Here is a 14,410-nt window from a genome sequence, read left to right as displayed (position 1 = left end):
TCCTCGCTCTTACCCGTTCGCCAGCAAGACTTCGCCGGTATTGAGCGTCTCGATACGATTTTCGCACTGCAACAGCAATTCGCCGGCGGGGGAGAGGCCGGCGAACAGGCCACCGCGGCGCTGCCCGGCGAAGGCGATGTCCAGCTTGGTGCCGAGCGGATGGCCGAGTGCCAGCCAGGCGGCGCGGATCTCCTCGCCCGGCGCCTCCAGCAACGGCTCCAGCCGGGCCAGGATGGCGCGGGCGGCATCCTCCGGGGCCAGGACCAGCCCTTGCGCGGCCAGGGCCGTGGTGCGCCTTCCGGGGATTTCCGGGGCTTCGCGCAGATTGATGCCGATGCCGATCACCAGCCAGTCCAGCCGGGGGCCGTTGGGCACCGCGTCGATCAGGATGCCGGCGAGCTTGGCGCCATTGCAGAGAATGTCATTCGGCCATTTCAGCGACAGGCCCTGCGCCCCCTGCCCCGCCAGCGCCTGCGCCACGGCGATGCCGGCGAGCAGCGAGAACAGCCCGGCCTCGGCCGCCGGGCGGGTCGGGCGCAGCAGGATGGAGAAATTAAGATTGCCTTGCGGCGCGCTCCAGGCCCGGCCGCGCGAGCCGCGCCCGGCGGTCTGGCGCAGCGCCAGCACGGCGAGGCCGGAGGGCTCACCCGCCTTGGCGCGGGTGACGACCAGATCGGAGGTGGACCCCAGCTCCTCGTAGAGTTCGAGGCGCCAGGGGATCACCCCATCAGCGCTTTCGCGGCTTCGCCGGCCACCGCCATCAGCGGGCCGGGGAGGATGACGAAGACGATGGTGGCGAAAGCGCCAACCGCCATCACGAACCCGGCCCCGGCGGAGACGCGCTCGAAATTCGGCTGGCCCTTATCGAAATACATCACCTTGATCACGCGCAGATAATAGAAGGCGCTGACCACGCTGGCGACGATACCGATGATGGTGAGCGTATCCAGCCCGGCATTGAAGGCGGTGGCGAAGACGTAGAGCTTGGCGAAGAAGCCGGCCAGCGGCGGAATGCCGGCCATGGACCACATGAACACCGCCATGGCGAAGGCGAAGCCCGGATGCTCGGCGGCGAGACCGGCGAGATCGCTGATCTTCTCCACGGACTGGCCGTTGCGGCGCATCGCCACCACGCAGCCAAACACGCCGAAGGACATCACCACATAGATGGCGATATAGACCAGGCTGGCCTGGATGCCGTCCACCGTGCCGGTGGCCAGGCCCATCAGCGCGTAGCCCATATGGCTGATCGAGGAATAAGCCAGCAGGCGCTTGATGTTGCTCTGGCCGATGGCGGCGAGCGCGCCGATGACCATGGAGAGCACCGCCAGGATCTGGATCAGCGCCGACCATTGGCCGGTGAGATGCCCGAACGGCCCGGCCATCACCGAGAGGAACAGCGCCATGGCGGCGGCCTTCGGGGCGGTGGCGAAGAGCGCGGTGACGGAGCTGGGCGCGCCCTCATACACATCCGGCGCCCACATATGGAACGGGGCGGCGGAGATTTTGAAGGCGATGCCGACCAGCACGAACACCACCCCGGCGATGGTGCCGACACCGGCGGTGCCGCTGCGGAACACTTCGCCCAGGGCGGCGAAATTGGTGGTGCCGGCGAAGCCATAGACCAGCGAGATGCCATAGACGAGCAGGCCGGAAGCCAGCGCGCCGAGCACGAAATATTTCAAGCCGGCCTCGGTGGAGCGCAGATTATCCCGCGCCAAGGCCGCGCAGATATAGAGCGCCAGCGATTGCAACTCGAAGCCGAGATACAAAGTCAGCATGTCGGCGGCGGAGATCATCGCGATCATGCCGATGACGGCGAAGAGCACCAGGATCGGGTATTCGAACCGGGCGATGCCTTCGCGCTTATTGTAATCCACCGACAAGATCAGCGCCGCGATGGCGCCGAGATAGACCAGCATATCGGCATAGCGGGTGAACAGGCTGGTCTTGAACAGACCGTTCCAGATCAGCGTGTCCGGGGCCAGTAGATTGACCACCGCGGCAACCGCCAGCAGCACCACGGCGCCGAAAGTGACGGCCGGGGTGGTTTCGGATTTTTTCGCCAGCACGCCGCCGGTCAACAGCACCATGCCGCCAAGGCCCAGAACCAGGGCCGGGAGGAGAGCGTAGAGTTCGGTCATTTTGCGGTCACCATGGCCAGCGCCATATGCGGGTTGAGGGCAGCGGAATGCGCCTGCACGAGGGCGTTGATCGGCGCATCGAAAGCATGGGTGAAGCTGGAAGGATAGACGCCCAGCCACATCACCAGCACCGCCAGCGGCAGCAGCATGGCGTATTCACGCCCGCTCAGGTCTTTCAACCCGGCCAGCTCGGGCCTTGCATATTTCTCAAAGAGCACCGCGCGCACCAGCACCAGCGAGTAGGTGACGCCGAGCACCATGCCGGCGCCGCCGAGCAGCGAGACCCAGAAATTCACCTTCAGCGCGCCGACGATAACCAGGATTTCACCGATGAAGCCGGAGGTGCCGGGCAGGCCCATATTGGCCAGGGTGAAGAACATCAGGGCCGCTGCGAAAACCGGCATGTTGCTGGCCAGCCCGCCGAGATTTTTCAAGGTCAGGCTCTGGCCGCGGGCGGTGAGGATGCCGGCGCAGATGAACAGCCCGGCGATGACCAGGCCGTGGCTCAGCATCTGGAACAGCGCGCCCTCGATGCCTTCCACCGTGAAGGTGAACAGCCCGATGATGATGACGCCCATATGCGCGACGGAGGAGTAGGCGATCATGCGCTTCATGTCCGTCTGCGCCAGCGCGACATAGGAGATGTAGATCACCGCCACCACGCCCAGCGTGAACATCAGCGGCTCGGCCGCGTAGGCGGCGTTGGGCAGCATCGGCAGGGCAAAGCGCAGGAAGCCGTAAGCGCCCATCTTGGAGAGCACGGCGGCCAGCATGATGGTGCCCGGCACCGGGGCCTCGCCATACGCGTCCGGCAGCCAGGTATGCAGCGGCCAGACCGCCGCCTTCACGCCGAAGGCGGCTAGGAAGGCGAGGAACAGCCACATCTGCGCATGCGCCGGGATGGCCGCATGGGTCATCACCGCGATGTTGGTGGTGCCGAGATGGCGCCAGATCCAGACCACCGCCAGCAGCATGAACAGCGAGCCGGCCAGGGTGAAGACGAAGAATTTCACCGCCGCGTAGATCCGGCGCTCCCCGCCCCAGACGCCGATGATCAGATACATCGGCAGCAGCACGGCTTCGAAGAAGATGTAGAAGAGCACGAAATCCGTGGCGGCGAACATGCCGATGGTCATCGTCTCCAGCAGCAGCATCGCGGCGAAGAAGGAGCGCGCGCGGGTCTTGATGCCGTTGCTCGAAAGGATGGCGATCGGGGTCAGCACCAAGGTGAGCAGGATGAGGAACAGGCTGATGCCGTCCACGCCCATGCGATATTCGACATTGATGCCCGAGAGCCAGGGCATCGCCTCGACGAACTGGTAGCCGGCGATGCCGGTATTGAACTGGGTCCAGACATAAATGCCCAGGACCAGCACCAGCAGCGAGAAGCCGAGCGCGATGGCCCGCGCCCGGCAGGCGATCTTCGCGTCATCGCCGCTCAGCGTGGCGATGATGAAGGCGCCCAGCAGCGGCAAATAGGTGATCAGCGAGAGGATGGGAAAACCAAGCTGGTTCATATCACTTCACCCAGATGAAGAGGCTGACGAAGACCAGCAGGCCGATCAGCATGACAAAGGCGTAGAGCGCGATGGAGCCGGTTTGCAGCTTCACGGCCTGGGCGGAGGCATCGGCGGTGATCGCCGCCAGCCCCTTGGGCACGCCGTCGATCACCTGCTCATCGCCGACGCGCCAGACGAATTTCGCCAGCTTCAGCGAGGGCCGCACCAGCAGCGCATCGTAGAGCTCGTCGAAATACCACTTGTTCAGCAGGAATTTGTAAACCGGCGAGAGGCTCTGCGAGAGCCGGCCCGGCAGCGCGGGCACCAGCAGGTAGAACAGCACCGCGACCAGAATGCCGAAAATACCGACCAGCAGCGGCGCCATCTTCGCCAGCGCGGAGATATCCTCCATGTGGAACATAGCGGAGTTGGCGGCAACCGCGATCGAGCTGCCCCAGAAAGCCTGGAAATTGGCGCCGATGAAATCCGGCTTCAGCGCGATGCCGGAGCCGAACGCGCCGATGGCGAGGAACAGCAGCGGCACCAGCATCACCGCCGGGCTTTCATGCACATGGTCCTGCACATGCTTGGGCGCGCGGGACTTGCCGGTGAAGACCAGGAAGAACAGGCGCGAGGTATAGAAGGCCGTCAGCCCGGCGGCGGCGGTGCCGCAGATCCAGCCATAGGTGCCCATGCCGGTATGCGCGGCCAGCGCCGCATCCAGGATCGCATCCTTGGAGTAATAGCCGGAGAAAGGCGGGATCGCGATCAGCGCCAGCGAGCCGATCAGCATCATCGCGCAGGTGAAGGGCAGCTTGCCGGCGAGGCCGCCCATCAGGCGGATATCCTGCTCGTCGGACATCGCATGGATGACGGAGCCGGCGGAGAGGAAGAGCAGCGCCTTGAACAGAGCATGGTTGATGAGGTGGAACATCGCCACCGGATAGGCGCCCACCCCGGCGGCCAGGAACATGTAGCCGAGCTGCGAGCAGGTGGAGTAGGCGATGACGCGCTTGATGTCGTTCTGCACGCAGCCGATGGTGGCGGCGAAGAAGGCGGTGCTGGCGCCGATGAAGGTGATGAAGCCCATCGCCTCCGGCGCCAGATTGATCAGCGGCGACATGCGCACGATCATGAACACCCCGGCCGCGACCATGGTGGCGGCGTGGATGAGGGCGGAGATCGGCGTCGGGCCTTCCATCGCGTCCGCCAGCCAGGTGTGCAGGACGATCTGCGCGGATTTACCCATGGCGCCGATGAAGAGCAGGAAGGCGATGATTTCCAGCACCGGCAGCGAGGTGCCGAACAGCATGTAATGCTGGCCGGCATGCGCGGGCGCGCCGGCGAAGATCACATCGAACTGGGTGCTCTGGAAGGTGAAATAGACCAAAGCGATGCCGACGGCGAAAGCGAGATCGCCGACGCGGTTGACGATGAAGGCCTTGATGGCGGCATCGTTGGCGGCTTTGCGGTCGTACCAGTAATTGATCAGCAGGTAGGAGACGAGGCCGACCCCTTCCCAGCCGAAGAACAGCTGCAGCAGGTTATTCGCCGTCACCAGCATCAACATCGCGAAGGTGAAGAGCGAGATATAGGACATGAAGCGCTGCGGCGTCTTGTCATGCGCCATGTAGCCGACGGAATAGATATGGATGAGCATGGAGACCACGCTCACCATCAGCACCATCACCAGGCTCAGCTGGTCCTGGCGCAAGGACCAGTCCGGCGTGAAGCCGCCGACATGGAACCAGGTGGCCAGATGCAAAGGCGCCTGCACCCCGGCCCGGTAGGCCAGGATGGCGAATAAAGCCGAGACCAGCATGAAGGCGACGCTGGCGCCCAGCGACGCGGCGCGCCCGATGAAGGGGCGGGCGATGCCCGCGAGAATGGCGCCGACCAGCGGCGCGAAAACGGCAATCAAGGTGAACATGTTCAGCCCTTCATCAACGTCACGTCCTCGACCTCGATCGAGCCGCGATTGCGGAAATAGATGACCAGGATGGCGAGACCGATCGCCGATTCAGCGGCGGCGACGGTGAGCACAAACATGGTGAAGACCTGACCCACCATGTCATGCAGCGCGCCGGAGAAGGCGACGAAGTTGAGATTGGCGGCGAGCAGGATCAGCTCGATCGACATCATGATGACGATGATGTTCTTCCGGTTCATGAAGATGCCGAAGATGCCGATGACCAGCAGCATCGCCGAGACCACCAGATAATGCGACAGCGGGATGAGCATTACAGCGTCTCCTCGTGAGGCTGCTTGGCCGGCAGGGCGGCACCCTGGCCGAGCGGCGCGTTGACCAGGGCCAGGGTCTGCTTCGGATCACGCGCATGCTGTGCGCTGAGATTCTGGTGCAGCGAGCGCTTGCGGTCGCGGTGGGTGAGCACGATCGCGCCGATCATCGCCACCAGCAGCACGATGCCAGAGAGCTGGAACACCGGCAGGTAGGAGGTATAGAGCAGATTGCCCAAAGCCACCGAGCTGGTGACGTTATCCGGGGTGGGGAACATCCGATCCGCGCCGCCCGCCGGGGCGATCGCCCAATTGCCGGCGATGAAGGCCAGCTCGATGAACATGATCAGCGCCACCAGCGCGCCCACCGGGGCGTAGCGCTGGAAGCCTTCGTTCAGGGCGACGAAATCCACATCCAGCATCATCACCACGAAAAGGAAGATGACCGCGACGGCGCCGACATAGACGATGGCGAGGATGAAGGCCAGGAACTCCGCCCCGGTGAGCAGGAACAGCACCGCCGCATTCACGAAACCGAGAATGAGGAACAGCACGGCATGCACCGGGTTGCGGCTGGTCACCACCATCACCGCCGAGGCCAGCAGGATGAAGGAGAAGAGATAGAAAGCGAGATTTGCGATCATGTGCTTGGGGCCCTTACCGGTACGGTGCGTCCAGCTCGAGCCGCTTGGCCAATTCCGGCTCCCAACGGTCGCCGTTATCCAAGAGCTTCGCCTTGTTATACATCAGTTCCTCGCGCGTTTCGGTCGCGAACTCGAAGTTCGGGCCCTCGACGATGGCATCGACCGGGCAGGCTTCCTCGCACAGCGCGCAATAGATGCACTTGGTCATGTCGATGTCGTAGCGCGTGGTGCGCCGCGAACCATCCTCGCGCGGCTCGGCCTCGATGGTGATGGCCTGGGCCGGGCAGACCGCCTCGCAGAGCTTGCAGGCGATGCAGCGCTCTTCGCCGTTGGGATAGCGGCGCAGCGCGTGCTCACCCTTGAAGCGCGCCGAGGTCGGGTTCTTTTCGAACGGGTAGTTGATGGTCGCCTTGGGCCGGAAGAAATAGCGCAAGGTAATGCCCAGGCCGCAGAGAATTTCCCACAGCACCAGGCCCCATGTCCAACGCAGGACCTTGTTCATGATTGCGCTCCCTTACGCATGCGCCAGCAGGCCGGAATATTCCATCACGCCCGCAACGAGGACGAGATAGACGAGCGAGATGGGCAGGAACACTTTCCAGCCCAAAGCCATCAGCTGGTCGTAACGCAGGCGCGGCAGCGTGGCACGCACCCAGACGAAGACGAACAGGCAGATGAGCACCTTGAAGATGAACCAGAGCGGCCCCGGAATCATGGTGAAGGGCGCGAACGGAATCGGCGAGAGCCAGCCGCCTAGGAAGAGCGTCGTGGTCATGCCGCTGATCAGGATCATGTTGGCATATTCACCGAGGAAGAAGAGCCCGAAGGACATCGAGCTATATTCCACGAAGAAACCGGCGACGATTTCCGATTCACCTTCCGCCAGATCGAACGGGGCGCGGTTGGTTTCCGCCAGACCCGAGATGAAGAAGATGATGAAGACCGGGAAAAGCGGGATGGCGAACCAGAGATGCTTCTGCGCCAGCACGATGTCGTTCAGGTTCTGGCTGCCGGCGAGGATCAGCACCGTGACCATCACGAAGCCCATCGAGACCTCGTAGGAGACCATCTGGGCCGCCGAGCGCAGCGCGCCGAGGAAGGCGTATTTGGAGTTGGAGGCCCAGCCGGCGATGATGATGCCGTAGACGCCAAGCGAAGAGACGGCGAAAAGATAGAGCACGCCGACATTGATGTTGGCGATGCCCCAGCCATTATTCACCGGCATCACCGCCCAAGCGATGATGGCGAGGCCGAACGTGATCATCGGCGCCAGGATGAACAGCACCTTGTCCGAGCCGGTCGGCAGGATGGTTTCCTTCATCAGCATCTTGATGGCGTCGGCGAAAGGTTGCCAGAGGCCGAACGGGCCGACCACGTTGGGGCCCTTGCGCATCTGGATGGCGCCCATCACCTTGCGCTCGAAATAGGTGAGGTAGGCGACGCCGATCAGCAGCGGCACCACCAGAGCCAGGGTTTTCAGAAGCGTGAGAATCACGATCCCGATATCGGTATCCCAGAACGGCATCGTCATTCCGCGGCCTCCGCGAGGGCAGGATTATGGGCGGCCACGCAGGCGGCCATGGTCGGGCTGGAGCGGCTGATCACATCGGTCTGGTAGTAATTCGCCAGAGCCGGGGTGAAGGGGGCATCGGCCAGGGCGCCGTAGCTGGCCGGGGCTGCCGCATCCGTGCCGGCGAAGCGGCGGAATTCCTGCCCGAACACCGGGTAGCTGGCTTTCAGATGCGCGCGCAGCTGTTCCAGAGTGTCGTAGGGCAGCGCATGGCCGAGATAGGCGGAGATGGCGCGCAGAATGCGCCAATCTTCCCGCGCATCGCCGGGCGGCTTCACCGCGATATAGGCGCTCTGCACCCGGCCTTCCGTGTTCACGTAGGTGCCGTCTTTCTCGGTGTAGGCCGCGCCGGGCAGGATGACATCGGCGCGGGAAGCGCCGGCATCGCCGTGATGGCCCTGATAGATCACGAAGCTGCTGTTGGGGATGTTGCGCACGGCGTCGTTATCGGCGCCGAGCAGCCAGAGCACCTCCGCGGCACCGCCCAGCATCGCCTGGGCGCTGAGGCCGTTGGCGCCGGGCAGCAAGCCGAGATCCAGCGCGCCAACGCGCGAGGCGGCGTGCTGCAGCACGTTGAAGCCGTGCCATTCGGCATTCAGCATGTTGAACTGCGCCGCCAGTTTCCAGGCGGCGGCGTGCAGCGCCGCGCCATCCGGCCGGGCCAGCGCGCCGGCACCGATGATGATCATCGGCTTGGCGGCGTTCTTCAGCAGTTCGGCGAAGCCGTGGGTGCCGTCCAGCAGCGCCTGCAAGGCCGCCGGGCCTTCGCCCAGATGCGTGGTCTTGTAAGTGAGATCAGCATTTTCGCCGATCACGCCGACCTGGAATCCGCCCGCCAGCCAGCGCTTGCGGATACGCGCATTCAACACCGGCGCCTCATGGCGCGGGTTGCTGCCGATGATCAGCAGCGCGTCGGCCTCTTCAATGCCGGCAATGGTGGTGTTGAAGCTGTAGAAGGCGCGCTTGGAAACATCGTAGGCGGCGCCATCGATGCGGCAATCGATATTGGCCGAGCCCTGCCCCGCCATGAAGTCCTTCAGCGCCAGCATGGATTCGGCATCCGCCAGATCGCCAACCAGCGCGCCGATCTTCTCCGGCGCCGTGGCTTTGATCTTGCCGGCGATGGCGGCGAAGGCTTCTTCCCAAGAGGCCGGGCGCAGCTTGCCGTTTTCGCGAATCCAGGGGCGGTCCAGCCGGCGGCGCTTGAGGCCATCGACAGAGAAGCGGGATTTATCGCCCAGCCACTCTTCATTCACCTCATCATTGATGCGCGGCAGGATGCGCAGCACTTCGGCACCGCGCGCATCGATGCGGATATTGGAGCCCAGCGCGTCCAGCACGTCGATGCTGTCGGTCTTGCGCAGCTCCCAGGGGCGGGCGGTGAAGGCGTAGGGCTTGCTGGTCAGCGCGCCGACCGGGCAAAGATCTATGATATTGCCGGAGAGTTCGGAGGTGAGCGCCTTCTGCACATAGGTGCCGATCTGCGTGCTCTCGCCGCGGAAGGTGCCGCCCAGCTCCGCCGTGCCCGCCACTTCCGTGGTGAAGCGCACGCAGCGCGTGCAATGGATGCAGCGCGTCATCGTGGTGCGCACCAGCGGGCCCCAATCGGGCTGGGCGACGCTGCGCTTATCTTCCTCGTAGCGCGAAGTGTCGCGGCCATAGGCCACGGCCTCGTCCTGCAGATCGCACTCGCCGCCCTGGTCGCAGATCGGGCAATCCAGCGGGTGGTTGATCAGCAGGAATTCCATCACACCGCGGCGGCCCTTGCGGACCATTTCGCTATCGGTGTGGACCACCATGCCATCGGCGACCGGCTGGCCGCAGGAGGCGACGGGTTTCGGCGGCATCTTCTCGATTTCGACGAGGCACATGCGGCAATTGCCGGCGACCGAAAGCCGCTCATGATAGCAGAAGCGGGGGATTTCGATGCCCGCCGCCTCGCAGGCCTGGATCACGGTCGAGCCGTTGGGGACTTCGACCTCGATGCCATCGATTGTGAGTTTGGCCATGGCTTACTCCGCCGCCTGCGCCGCCACCGGCGGCTGATAATCGGTCGCGCGGGCTTCCACCTCGGGGCGGAAGGCGCGCATCATGCCCTGGATCGGCCAGGAGGCGGCCTCGCCGAAGGCGCAGATCGTATGGCCGGCCACCTGGGTGGTCACCTGCTCCAGCAGGTGAATATCCGCCAGGCTGGCCTTGTTCTGCACGATGCGGTCCATCTGGCGCATCATCCAGCCCGTGCCTTCGCGGCAGGGCGTGCACTGGCCGCAGCTCTCATGCTTGAAGAATTTCGAGAGCCGCCAAATGGCTTTCACCACATCCACGGACTTGTCCATGACGATGATCGCACCTGAGCCCATCATGCTCTTCGATGCCGCCAGGCTGTCGAAATCCATCAGCTGGGTGTCGCACATCGCCTTGTTGAGCACCGGGGAGGAGGCGCCGCCGGGGATGACGGCGCCGAGATTATCCCAGCCGCCGCGCACGCCACCAGCATGTTTCTCGATCAGATCCTTCAGCGGAATGCCGAGCTCTTCCTCGACATTACAAGGATTATTCACATGGCCGGAGATGCAGAAGATTTTCGTGCCGGCATTTTTCGGCTTGCCCAGACCCGCGAACCAGGCGCCGCCACGGCGCATGATCGTCGGCACGCCGGCGATGGTCTCGACATTGTTCACCGTCGTCGGGCAGCCATACAAGCCCATTGCCGCCGGGAAGGGCGGCTTCATGCGCGGCATGCCCTTTTTGCCTTCCAGGCTCTCCAGCATCGCGGATTCTTCACCGCAGATATAGGCGCCGGCGCCACGCTGCAGCACGAGGTCAAAATCCCACCCTGAACCTGCCGCATTCTTGCCAATCAAACCCGCTTCATAGGCTTCGTCGATCGCGAATTGGAGGCGCTGGGCTTCGTTGTAATACTCGCCGCGAATATAGATGAAGGCCTTGTTCGCCCCCATCGCGAAGGAGGCGATCAGCGCGCCCTCGATCAGCTTATGCGGCTCGTTGCGGATGATATCGCGATCCTTGCAGGTGCCGGGCTCGGATTCGTCCGCATTGATGACGACGTAAGAGGGGCGGCCATCGCTCTGCTTGGGCATGAAGGACCATTTCATGCCGGTGGGAAAGCCCGCCCCGCCACGCCCGCGCATGCCCGAGGCTTTCATTTCCTCGATCAGCGCATCGCGGCCCTTGGCGATGATCTCGGCGGTGCCGCTCCAATCCCCGCGCGCACGCGCCCCGGCAAGTTTCCAATCCTGCTGGCCGTACAGGTTCTGATAGATGCGGTCTTCATCTTTCAGCATCGGCTCACTCCCCGGCGGTTGCGTTGGAGGTCAAGGAGGTCAGGCCCGTTGCGGGGGCCGAAGAGGTACGCCCGCCGAGCGAGCCGGCCGGCGGCAAGGGCTTGCCCGCCTTCAGATCGGCCAGCAGCGCCTCGACGCGCTCGGCATTCATGTCCTCATAATAATCGTCGTTGATCTGCAAAATCGGCGCATTCACGCAGGCGCCCAGGCATTCCACCTCTTTGAGGGTGAACAGCCCATCCTCGCTGGTGCCGCCGAAATTGGCCACACCGCTGGCCTTCTTGCAGGCGGAGACGATGTCATCCGAGCCGCGCAGCCAGCACGGCGTGGTGGTGCAGACCTGCAGATGATATTTGCCGACCGGCTGCAGATTGAACATTGTATAGAAGGTCGCGACCTCATAGACGCGCATCGGCGAAACGCCGAGGATTTCAGCCACAACGTCCATCGCCGCGCGCGGCAGCCAGGCGGAGCCGGTCTGCTCGCCCATCTGGCGCTGCGCCAGATCGAGCAGCGACTTCACCGCGCTCATCTGCTTGCCCTCGGGATATTTCTTGATCGCCTTCTGCGCCAACTTCAAATTGGCGTCGGTATAGGCGAAGCTGGTCGGTTCTGCGTGATTGATGCTCACCGGTCGATCTCACCAAAAACAATGTCGAGCGACCCGAGGATCGCCACCATGTCGGCCAGCATATGGCCTTTGCAAAGCCTGTCCGCCGCCTGCAGATGCGCAAAGCCGGTGGAGCGGATCTTGCAGCGATAGGGACGGTTGGTGCCATCCGCCTGCAGATACACGCCAAACTCACCTTTCGGCGCTTCCACGGCGGTATAGGTTGAACCCGCCGGCACGTGATAGCCTTCGGTATAGAGCTTGAAGTGATGGATCAAAGCTTCCATCGAATGCTTCATCTCGGCGCGGGTCGGCGGGGTGATCTTGCGATCCTGCACCTTGATCGGCCCGGGTTTCATTTTCGCCAGCGCCTGCTTCACGATTTTCACGCTCTCGCGCATCTCGGCCATGCGCACGAGGTAGCGGTCATACGAATCGCCATGCTTGCCGACCGGAACGTCGAACTCGACCTCGGCATATTTGTCGTAAGGCTGGGCGCGGCGCAGATCCCAGGCCACGCCGGAGCCGCGCAGGGACGGGCCGGAGAAGCCCCAGGCCAGCGCCTCCTGCGCCGAGATCACACCGATATCGACGAGACGCTGCTTGAAGATGCGGTTGCCGTTGAGCAGATTTTCCATCTCATCGATGAATTTCGGATATTCATCGGCCCAGGCCGCGATATCCGCTTCCAACCCAGCCGGCAGATCCTTCGCCACCCCACCCGGACGGAAATAATTCGAGTGGAAGCGCGCCCCGGAGGCCCGCTCATAAAATTCGAGGAGCTTTTCCCGCTCCTCATACATCCACAGGCTCGGCGAAATCGCGCCGCAATCGAGCGCGAAATGGCCAATGGCGAGCAGATGGTTGAGCACGCGCGTCAGCTCCGCGAACAGCACGCGAATCCATTGCGCGCGCTCCGGCGCCTCAACGCCCAGCAGCTTCTCGGTGGCGAGCGCGAAAGCATGTTCGCAGCCCATCGGCGAGACATAGTCCAGACGGTCGAAATACGGCACCGCCTGCATATAGCTCTTATATTCGATCAGCTTTTCGGTGCCGCGATGCAGCAGCCCGATATGCGGATCGCACCGCTCGATCACCTCGCCATCCATCTCCAGGATCAGACGCAGCACGCCATGCGCGGACGGGTGCTGCGGCCCGAAATTGATGGTGTGGCTATCGACCTCGAAAATCTTGGTCTTCGCGACGGCCTCGCTCATGACCGGCTCCTGTTCACCTTCTCATCGCCGGGGAGCAGGGTCATGCCTTCCCAGGGCGAGAGGAAATCGAAATTCCGGAATTCCTGCGTCAGTTTAACCTTGTCGTAAACCACAGCACGGCGCTCATCGTCATAATGCACTTCGACATAGCCGGTGAGCGGGAAATCCTTACGCAGCGGATGACCCTCGAACCCGTAATCGGAGAGGATGCGGCGGTGATCAGTCAGCCCGTTGAAGCGAATGCCGAACAGATCCCAGACCTCGCGCTCCCACCAGCCGGCGACCGGCCAGATATCGGTCACGGAGGCCACTTCAGCCGCCTCATCGGTGGAGAAGATCACGCGCACGCGTTGATTGCGGGTGACGCAGAGCAGGTTATAGACCATCTCGAAGCGCGCCGCGCGCTCGGGATAATCCACCGCGCAGATATCCATCACCTGCTGGAATTCGAGCTGGTCGCGCAGCGCCAGCAGCAACGCATGGGCGGCCTCGCGGCTGGTGAGGATGATCGCCTCGCCCAACGCCCGCTTCACCTCATGCGCCCCCGGCAGCGCGCTCAGCCCCACCAGAATGTCATCGACCGGCGCGGTCGGCGCCTCGGTCTGGATATCGGTTTCTTCAGCCACGCAGCACCGTCCCCGTCCGCCGGATCTTCTTCTGCAATTGCATGATGCCGTAGACCAGCGCCTCCGCCGTGGGCGGGCAGCCCGGCACATACACATCCACCGGCACGATGCGGTCGCATCCACGCACGACGGAATAGGAATAATGGTAATAGCCGCCGCCATTTGCGCAGCTGCCCATCGAGATCACCCAGCGCGGCTCGGGCATCTGGTCATAGACCTTGCGCAGAGCCGGGGCCATCTTGTTGGTCAGGGTGCCGGCGACGATCATCACGTCCGACTGGCGGGGCGAGGCGCGCGGGATGATGCCGAACCGGTCGAGATCATATTTCGGCATGTAAGCGTGGATCATTTCCACCGCGCAGCAGGCGAGGCCGAAGGTCATCGGCCAGAGGCTGCCGGTGCGCGCCCAGTTCACCACCTTGTCGATATTGGCGACGATGAAGCCCTTGCCGGCGAGCTCCCCGGTAATGCCCTTGATCACCGCATCCTGCTCGGCCCCCGGGGGCAGCGCCTCCCGGTTCCAGGCGATGTCAGCATTGTTTGGCGCAGTGCTCATG

General features: G+C 63.5%; 14 protein-coding genes. All 14 read right to left on the bottom strand.

The features are described 5' to 3' along the window. Positions 1 to 9 precede the first annotated feature (9 nt). From ACZ46S_RS15680 to ACZ46S_RS15615, 14 genes are read right to left on the bottom strand one after another with little or no spacing between them, the layout of a single operon-like run. Positions 10 to 723: a biotin--[acetyl-CoA-carboxylase] ligase gene (locus tag ACZ46S_RS15680; RefSeq protein ID WP_464062505.1), complete on the bottom strand. Its 714-nt coding sequence runs from the start codon at positions 721 to 723 to the stop codon at positions 10 to 12. Beyond that, on the bottom strand, positions 720 to 2,144 hold the full coding sequence (nuoN, locus tag ACZ46S_RS15675) for an NADH-quinone oxidoreductase subunit NuoN (RefSeq protein ID WP_295736989.1): 1,425 nt from the start codon (positions 2,142 to 2,144) through the stop codon (positions 720 to 722). Before nuoN ends, ACZ46S_RS15680 begins: the two co-directional genes overlap by 4 nt. Next, complete coding sequence (locus ACZ46S_RS15670; RefSeq protein ID WP_464062504.1) at positions 2,141 to 3,661, bottom strand: complex I subunit 4 family protein; 1,521 nt, start codon at positions 3,659 to 3,661, stop codon at positions 2,141 to 2,143. Before ACZ46S_RS15670 ends, nuoN begins: the two co-directional genes overlap by 4 nt. A gap of 1 nt (position 3,662) precedes the next feature. After that, entirely contained in the window at positions 3,663 to 5,573 is a 1,911-nt protein-coding gene (nuoL, locus tag ACZ46S_RS15665) for an NADH-quinone oxidoreductase subunit L (RefSeq protein ID WP_464062503.1), read from the bottom strand. A 2-nt stretch (positions 5,574 to 5,575) separates the two neighbouring features. Continuing rightward, on the bottom strand, positions 5,576 to 5,884 hold the full coding sequence (gene nuoK / locus ACZ46S_RS15660; RefSeq protein ID WP_008494402.1) for an NADH-quinone oxidoreductase subunit NuoK: 309 nt from the start codon (positions 5,882 to 5,884) through the stop codon (positions 5,576 to 5,578). Then, the gene (locus ACZ46S_RS15655; protein ID WP_295736980.1) at positions 5,884 to 6,525 is read right to left on the bottom strand and encodes an NADH-quinone oxidoreductase subunit J; all 642 of its coding nucleotides are present in this window, start codon (positions 6,523 to 6,525) and stop codon (positions 5,884 to 5,886) included. The genes nuoK and ACZ46S_RS15655 overlap by 1 nt, the downstream gene beginning before the upstream one ends. Before the next feature lie 13 nt (positions 6,526 to 6,538). After that, on the bottom strand, positions 6,539 to 7,027 hold the full coding sequence (nuoI, locus tag ACZ46S_RS15650; RefSeq protein ID WP_008494399.1) for an NADH-quinone oxidoreductase subunit NuoI: 489 nt from the start codon (positions 7,025 to 7,027) through the stop codon (positions 6,539 to 6,541). 12 nt (positions 7,028 to 7,039) lie between these two features. Beyond that, a complete protein-coding gene (nuoH, locus tag ACZ46S_RS15645; protein ID WP_464064295.1) occupies positions 7,040 to 8,050 on the bottom strand; it encodes an NADH-quinone oxidoreductase subunit NuoH in 1,011 nt (336 codons plus the stop codon). A 2-nt stretch (positions 8,051 to 8,052) separates the two neighbouring features. Next, positions 8,053 to 10,104, bottom strand: a complete 2,052-nt coding sequence (gene nuoG, locus ACZ46S_RS15640) for an NADH-quinone oxidoreductase subunit NuoG (protein WP_464062502.1) — start codon at positions 10,102 to 10,104, stop codon at positions 8,053 to 8,055. A 3-nt stretch (positions 10,105 to 10,107) separates the two neighbouring features. Further along, complete coding sequence (gene nuoF, locus ACZ46S_RS15635; protein ID WP_464062501.1) at positions 10,108 to 11,400, bottom strand: NADH-quinone oxidoreductase subunit NuoF; 1,293 nt, start codon at positions 11,398 to 11,400, stop codon at positions 10,108 to 10,110. A gap of 4 nt (positions 11,401 to 11,404) precedes the next feature. Then, complete coding sequence (gene nuoE / locus ACZ46S_RS15630; protein WP_464062500.1) at positions 11,405 to 12,031, bottom strand: NADH-quinone oxidoreductase subunit NuoE; 627 nt, start codon at positions 12,029 to 12,031, stop codon at positions 11,405 to 11,407. After that, complete coding sequence (locus ACZ46S_RS15625; protein ID WP_464062499.1) at positions 12,028 to 13,227, bottom strand: NADH-quinone oxidoreductase subunit D; 1,200 nt, start codon at positions 13,225 to 13,227, stop codon at positions 12,028 to 12,030. Before ACZ46S_RS15625 ends, nuoE begins: the two co-directional genes overlap by 4 nt. Next, positions 13,224 to 13,853 (bottom strand): NADH-quinone oxidoreductase subunit C, encoded by a 630-nt coding sequence (locus ACZ46S_RS15620; protein WP_464062498.1) that lies wholly within the window; start codon positions 13,851 to 13,853, stop codon positions 13,224 to 13,226. Before ACZ46S_RS15620 ends, ACZ46S_RS15625 begins: the two co-directional genes overlap by 4 nt. Further along, on the bottom strand, positions 13,846 to 14,409 hold the full coding sequence (locus tag ACZ46S_RS15615; RefSeq protein WP_026439729.1) for a NuoB/complex I 20 kDa subunit family protein: 564 nt from the start codon (positions 14,407 to 14,409) through the stop codon (positions 13,846 to 13,848). The genes ACZ46S_RS15620 and ACZ46S_RS15615 overlap by 8 nt, the downstream gene beginning before the upstream one ends. Position 14,410: the final 1 nt, after the last annotated feature.

The organism is Acidocella aluminiidurans (genome assembly GCF_055383125.1).
The sequence above is the reverse complement of the archived record's forward strand: the minus strand, read 5'-3'. Positions and strand labels throughout refer to the sequence as shown.

What these genes read in the sequence shown, in the direction of transcription:
- nuoN (WP_295736989.1), bottom strand. Translation starts at nt 2,144, where the DNA reads ATGACCGAACTCTACGCTCTCCTCCCGGCCCTGGTTCTGGGCCTTGGC.
- ACZ46S_RS15670 (WP_464062504.1), bottom strand. Translation starts at nt 3,661, where the DNA reads ATGAACCAGCTTGGTTTTCCCATCCTCTCGCTGATCACCTATTTGCCG.
- nuoL (WP_464062503.1), bottom strand. Translation starts at nt 5,573, where the DNA reads ATGTTCACCTTGATTGCCGTTTTCGCGCCGCTGGTCGGCGCCATTCTC.
- nuoK (WP_008494402.1), bottom strand. Translation starts at nt 5,884, where the DNA reads ATGCTCATCCCGCTGTCGCATTATCTGGTGGTCTCGGCGATGCTGCTG.
- ACZ46S_RS15655 (WP_295736980.1), bottom strand. Translation starts at nt 6,525, where the DNA reads ATGATCGCAAATCTCGCTTTCTATCTCTTCTCCTTCATCCTGCTGGCC.
- nuoI (WP_008494399.1), bottom strand. Translation starts at nt 7,027, where the DNA reads ATGAACAAGGTCCTGCGTTGGACATGGGGCCTGGTGCTGTGGGAAATT.
- nuoH (WP_464064295.1), bottom strand. Translation starts at nt 8,050, where the DNA reads ATGCCGTTCTGGGATACCGATATCGGGATCGTGATTCTCACGCTTCTG.
- nuoG (WP_464062502.1), bottom strand. Translation starts at nt 10,104, where the DNA reads ATGGCCAAACTCACAATCGATGGCATCGAGGTCGAAGTCCCCAACGGC.
- nuoF (WP_464062501.1), bottom strand. Translation starts at nt 11,400, where the DNA reads ATGCTGAAAGATGAAGACCGCATCTATCAGAACCTGTACGGCCAGCAG.
- ACZ46S_RS15625 (WP_464062499.1), bottom strand. Translation starts at nt 13,227, where the DNA reads ATGAGCGAGGCCGTCGCGAAGACCAAGATTTTCGAGGTCGATAGCCAC.
- ACZ46S_RS15615 (WP_026439729.1), bottom strand. Translation starts at nt 14,409, where the DNA reads ATGAGCACTGCGCCAAACAATGCTGACATCGCCTGGAACCGGGAGGCG.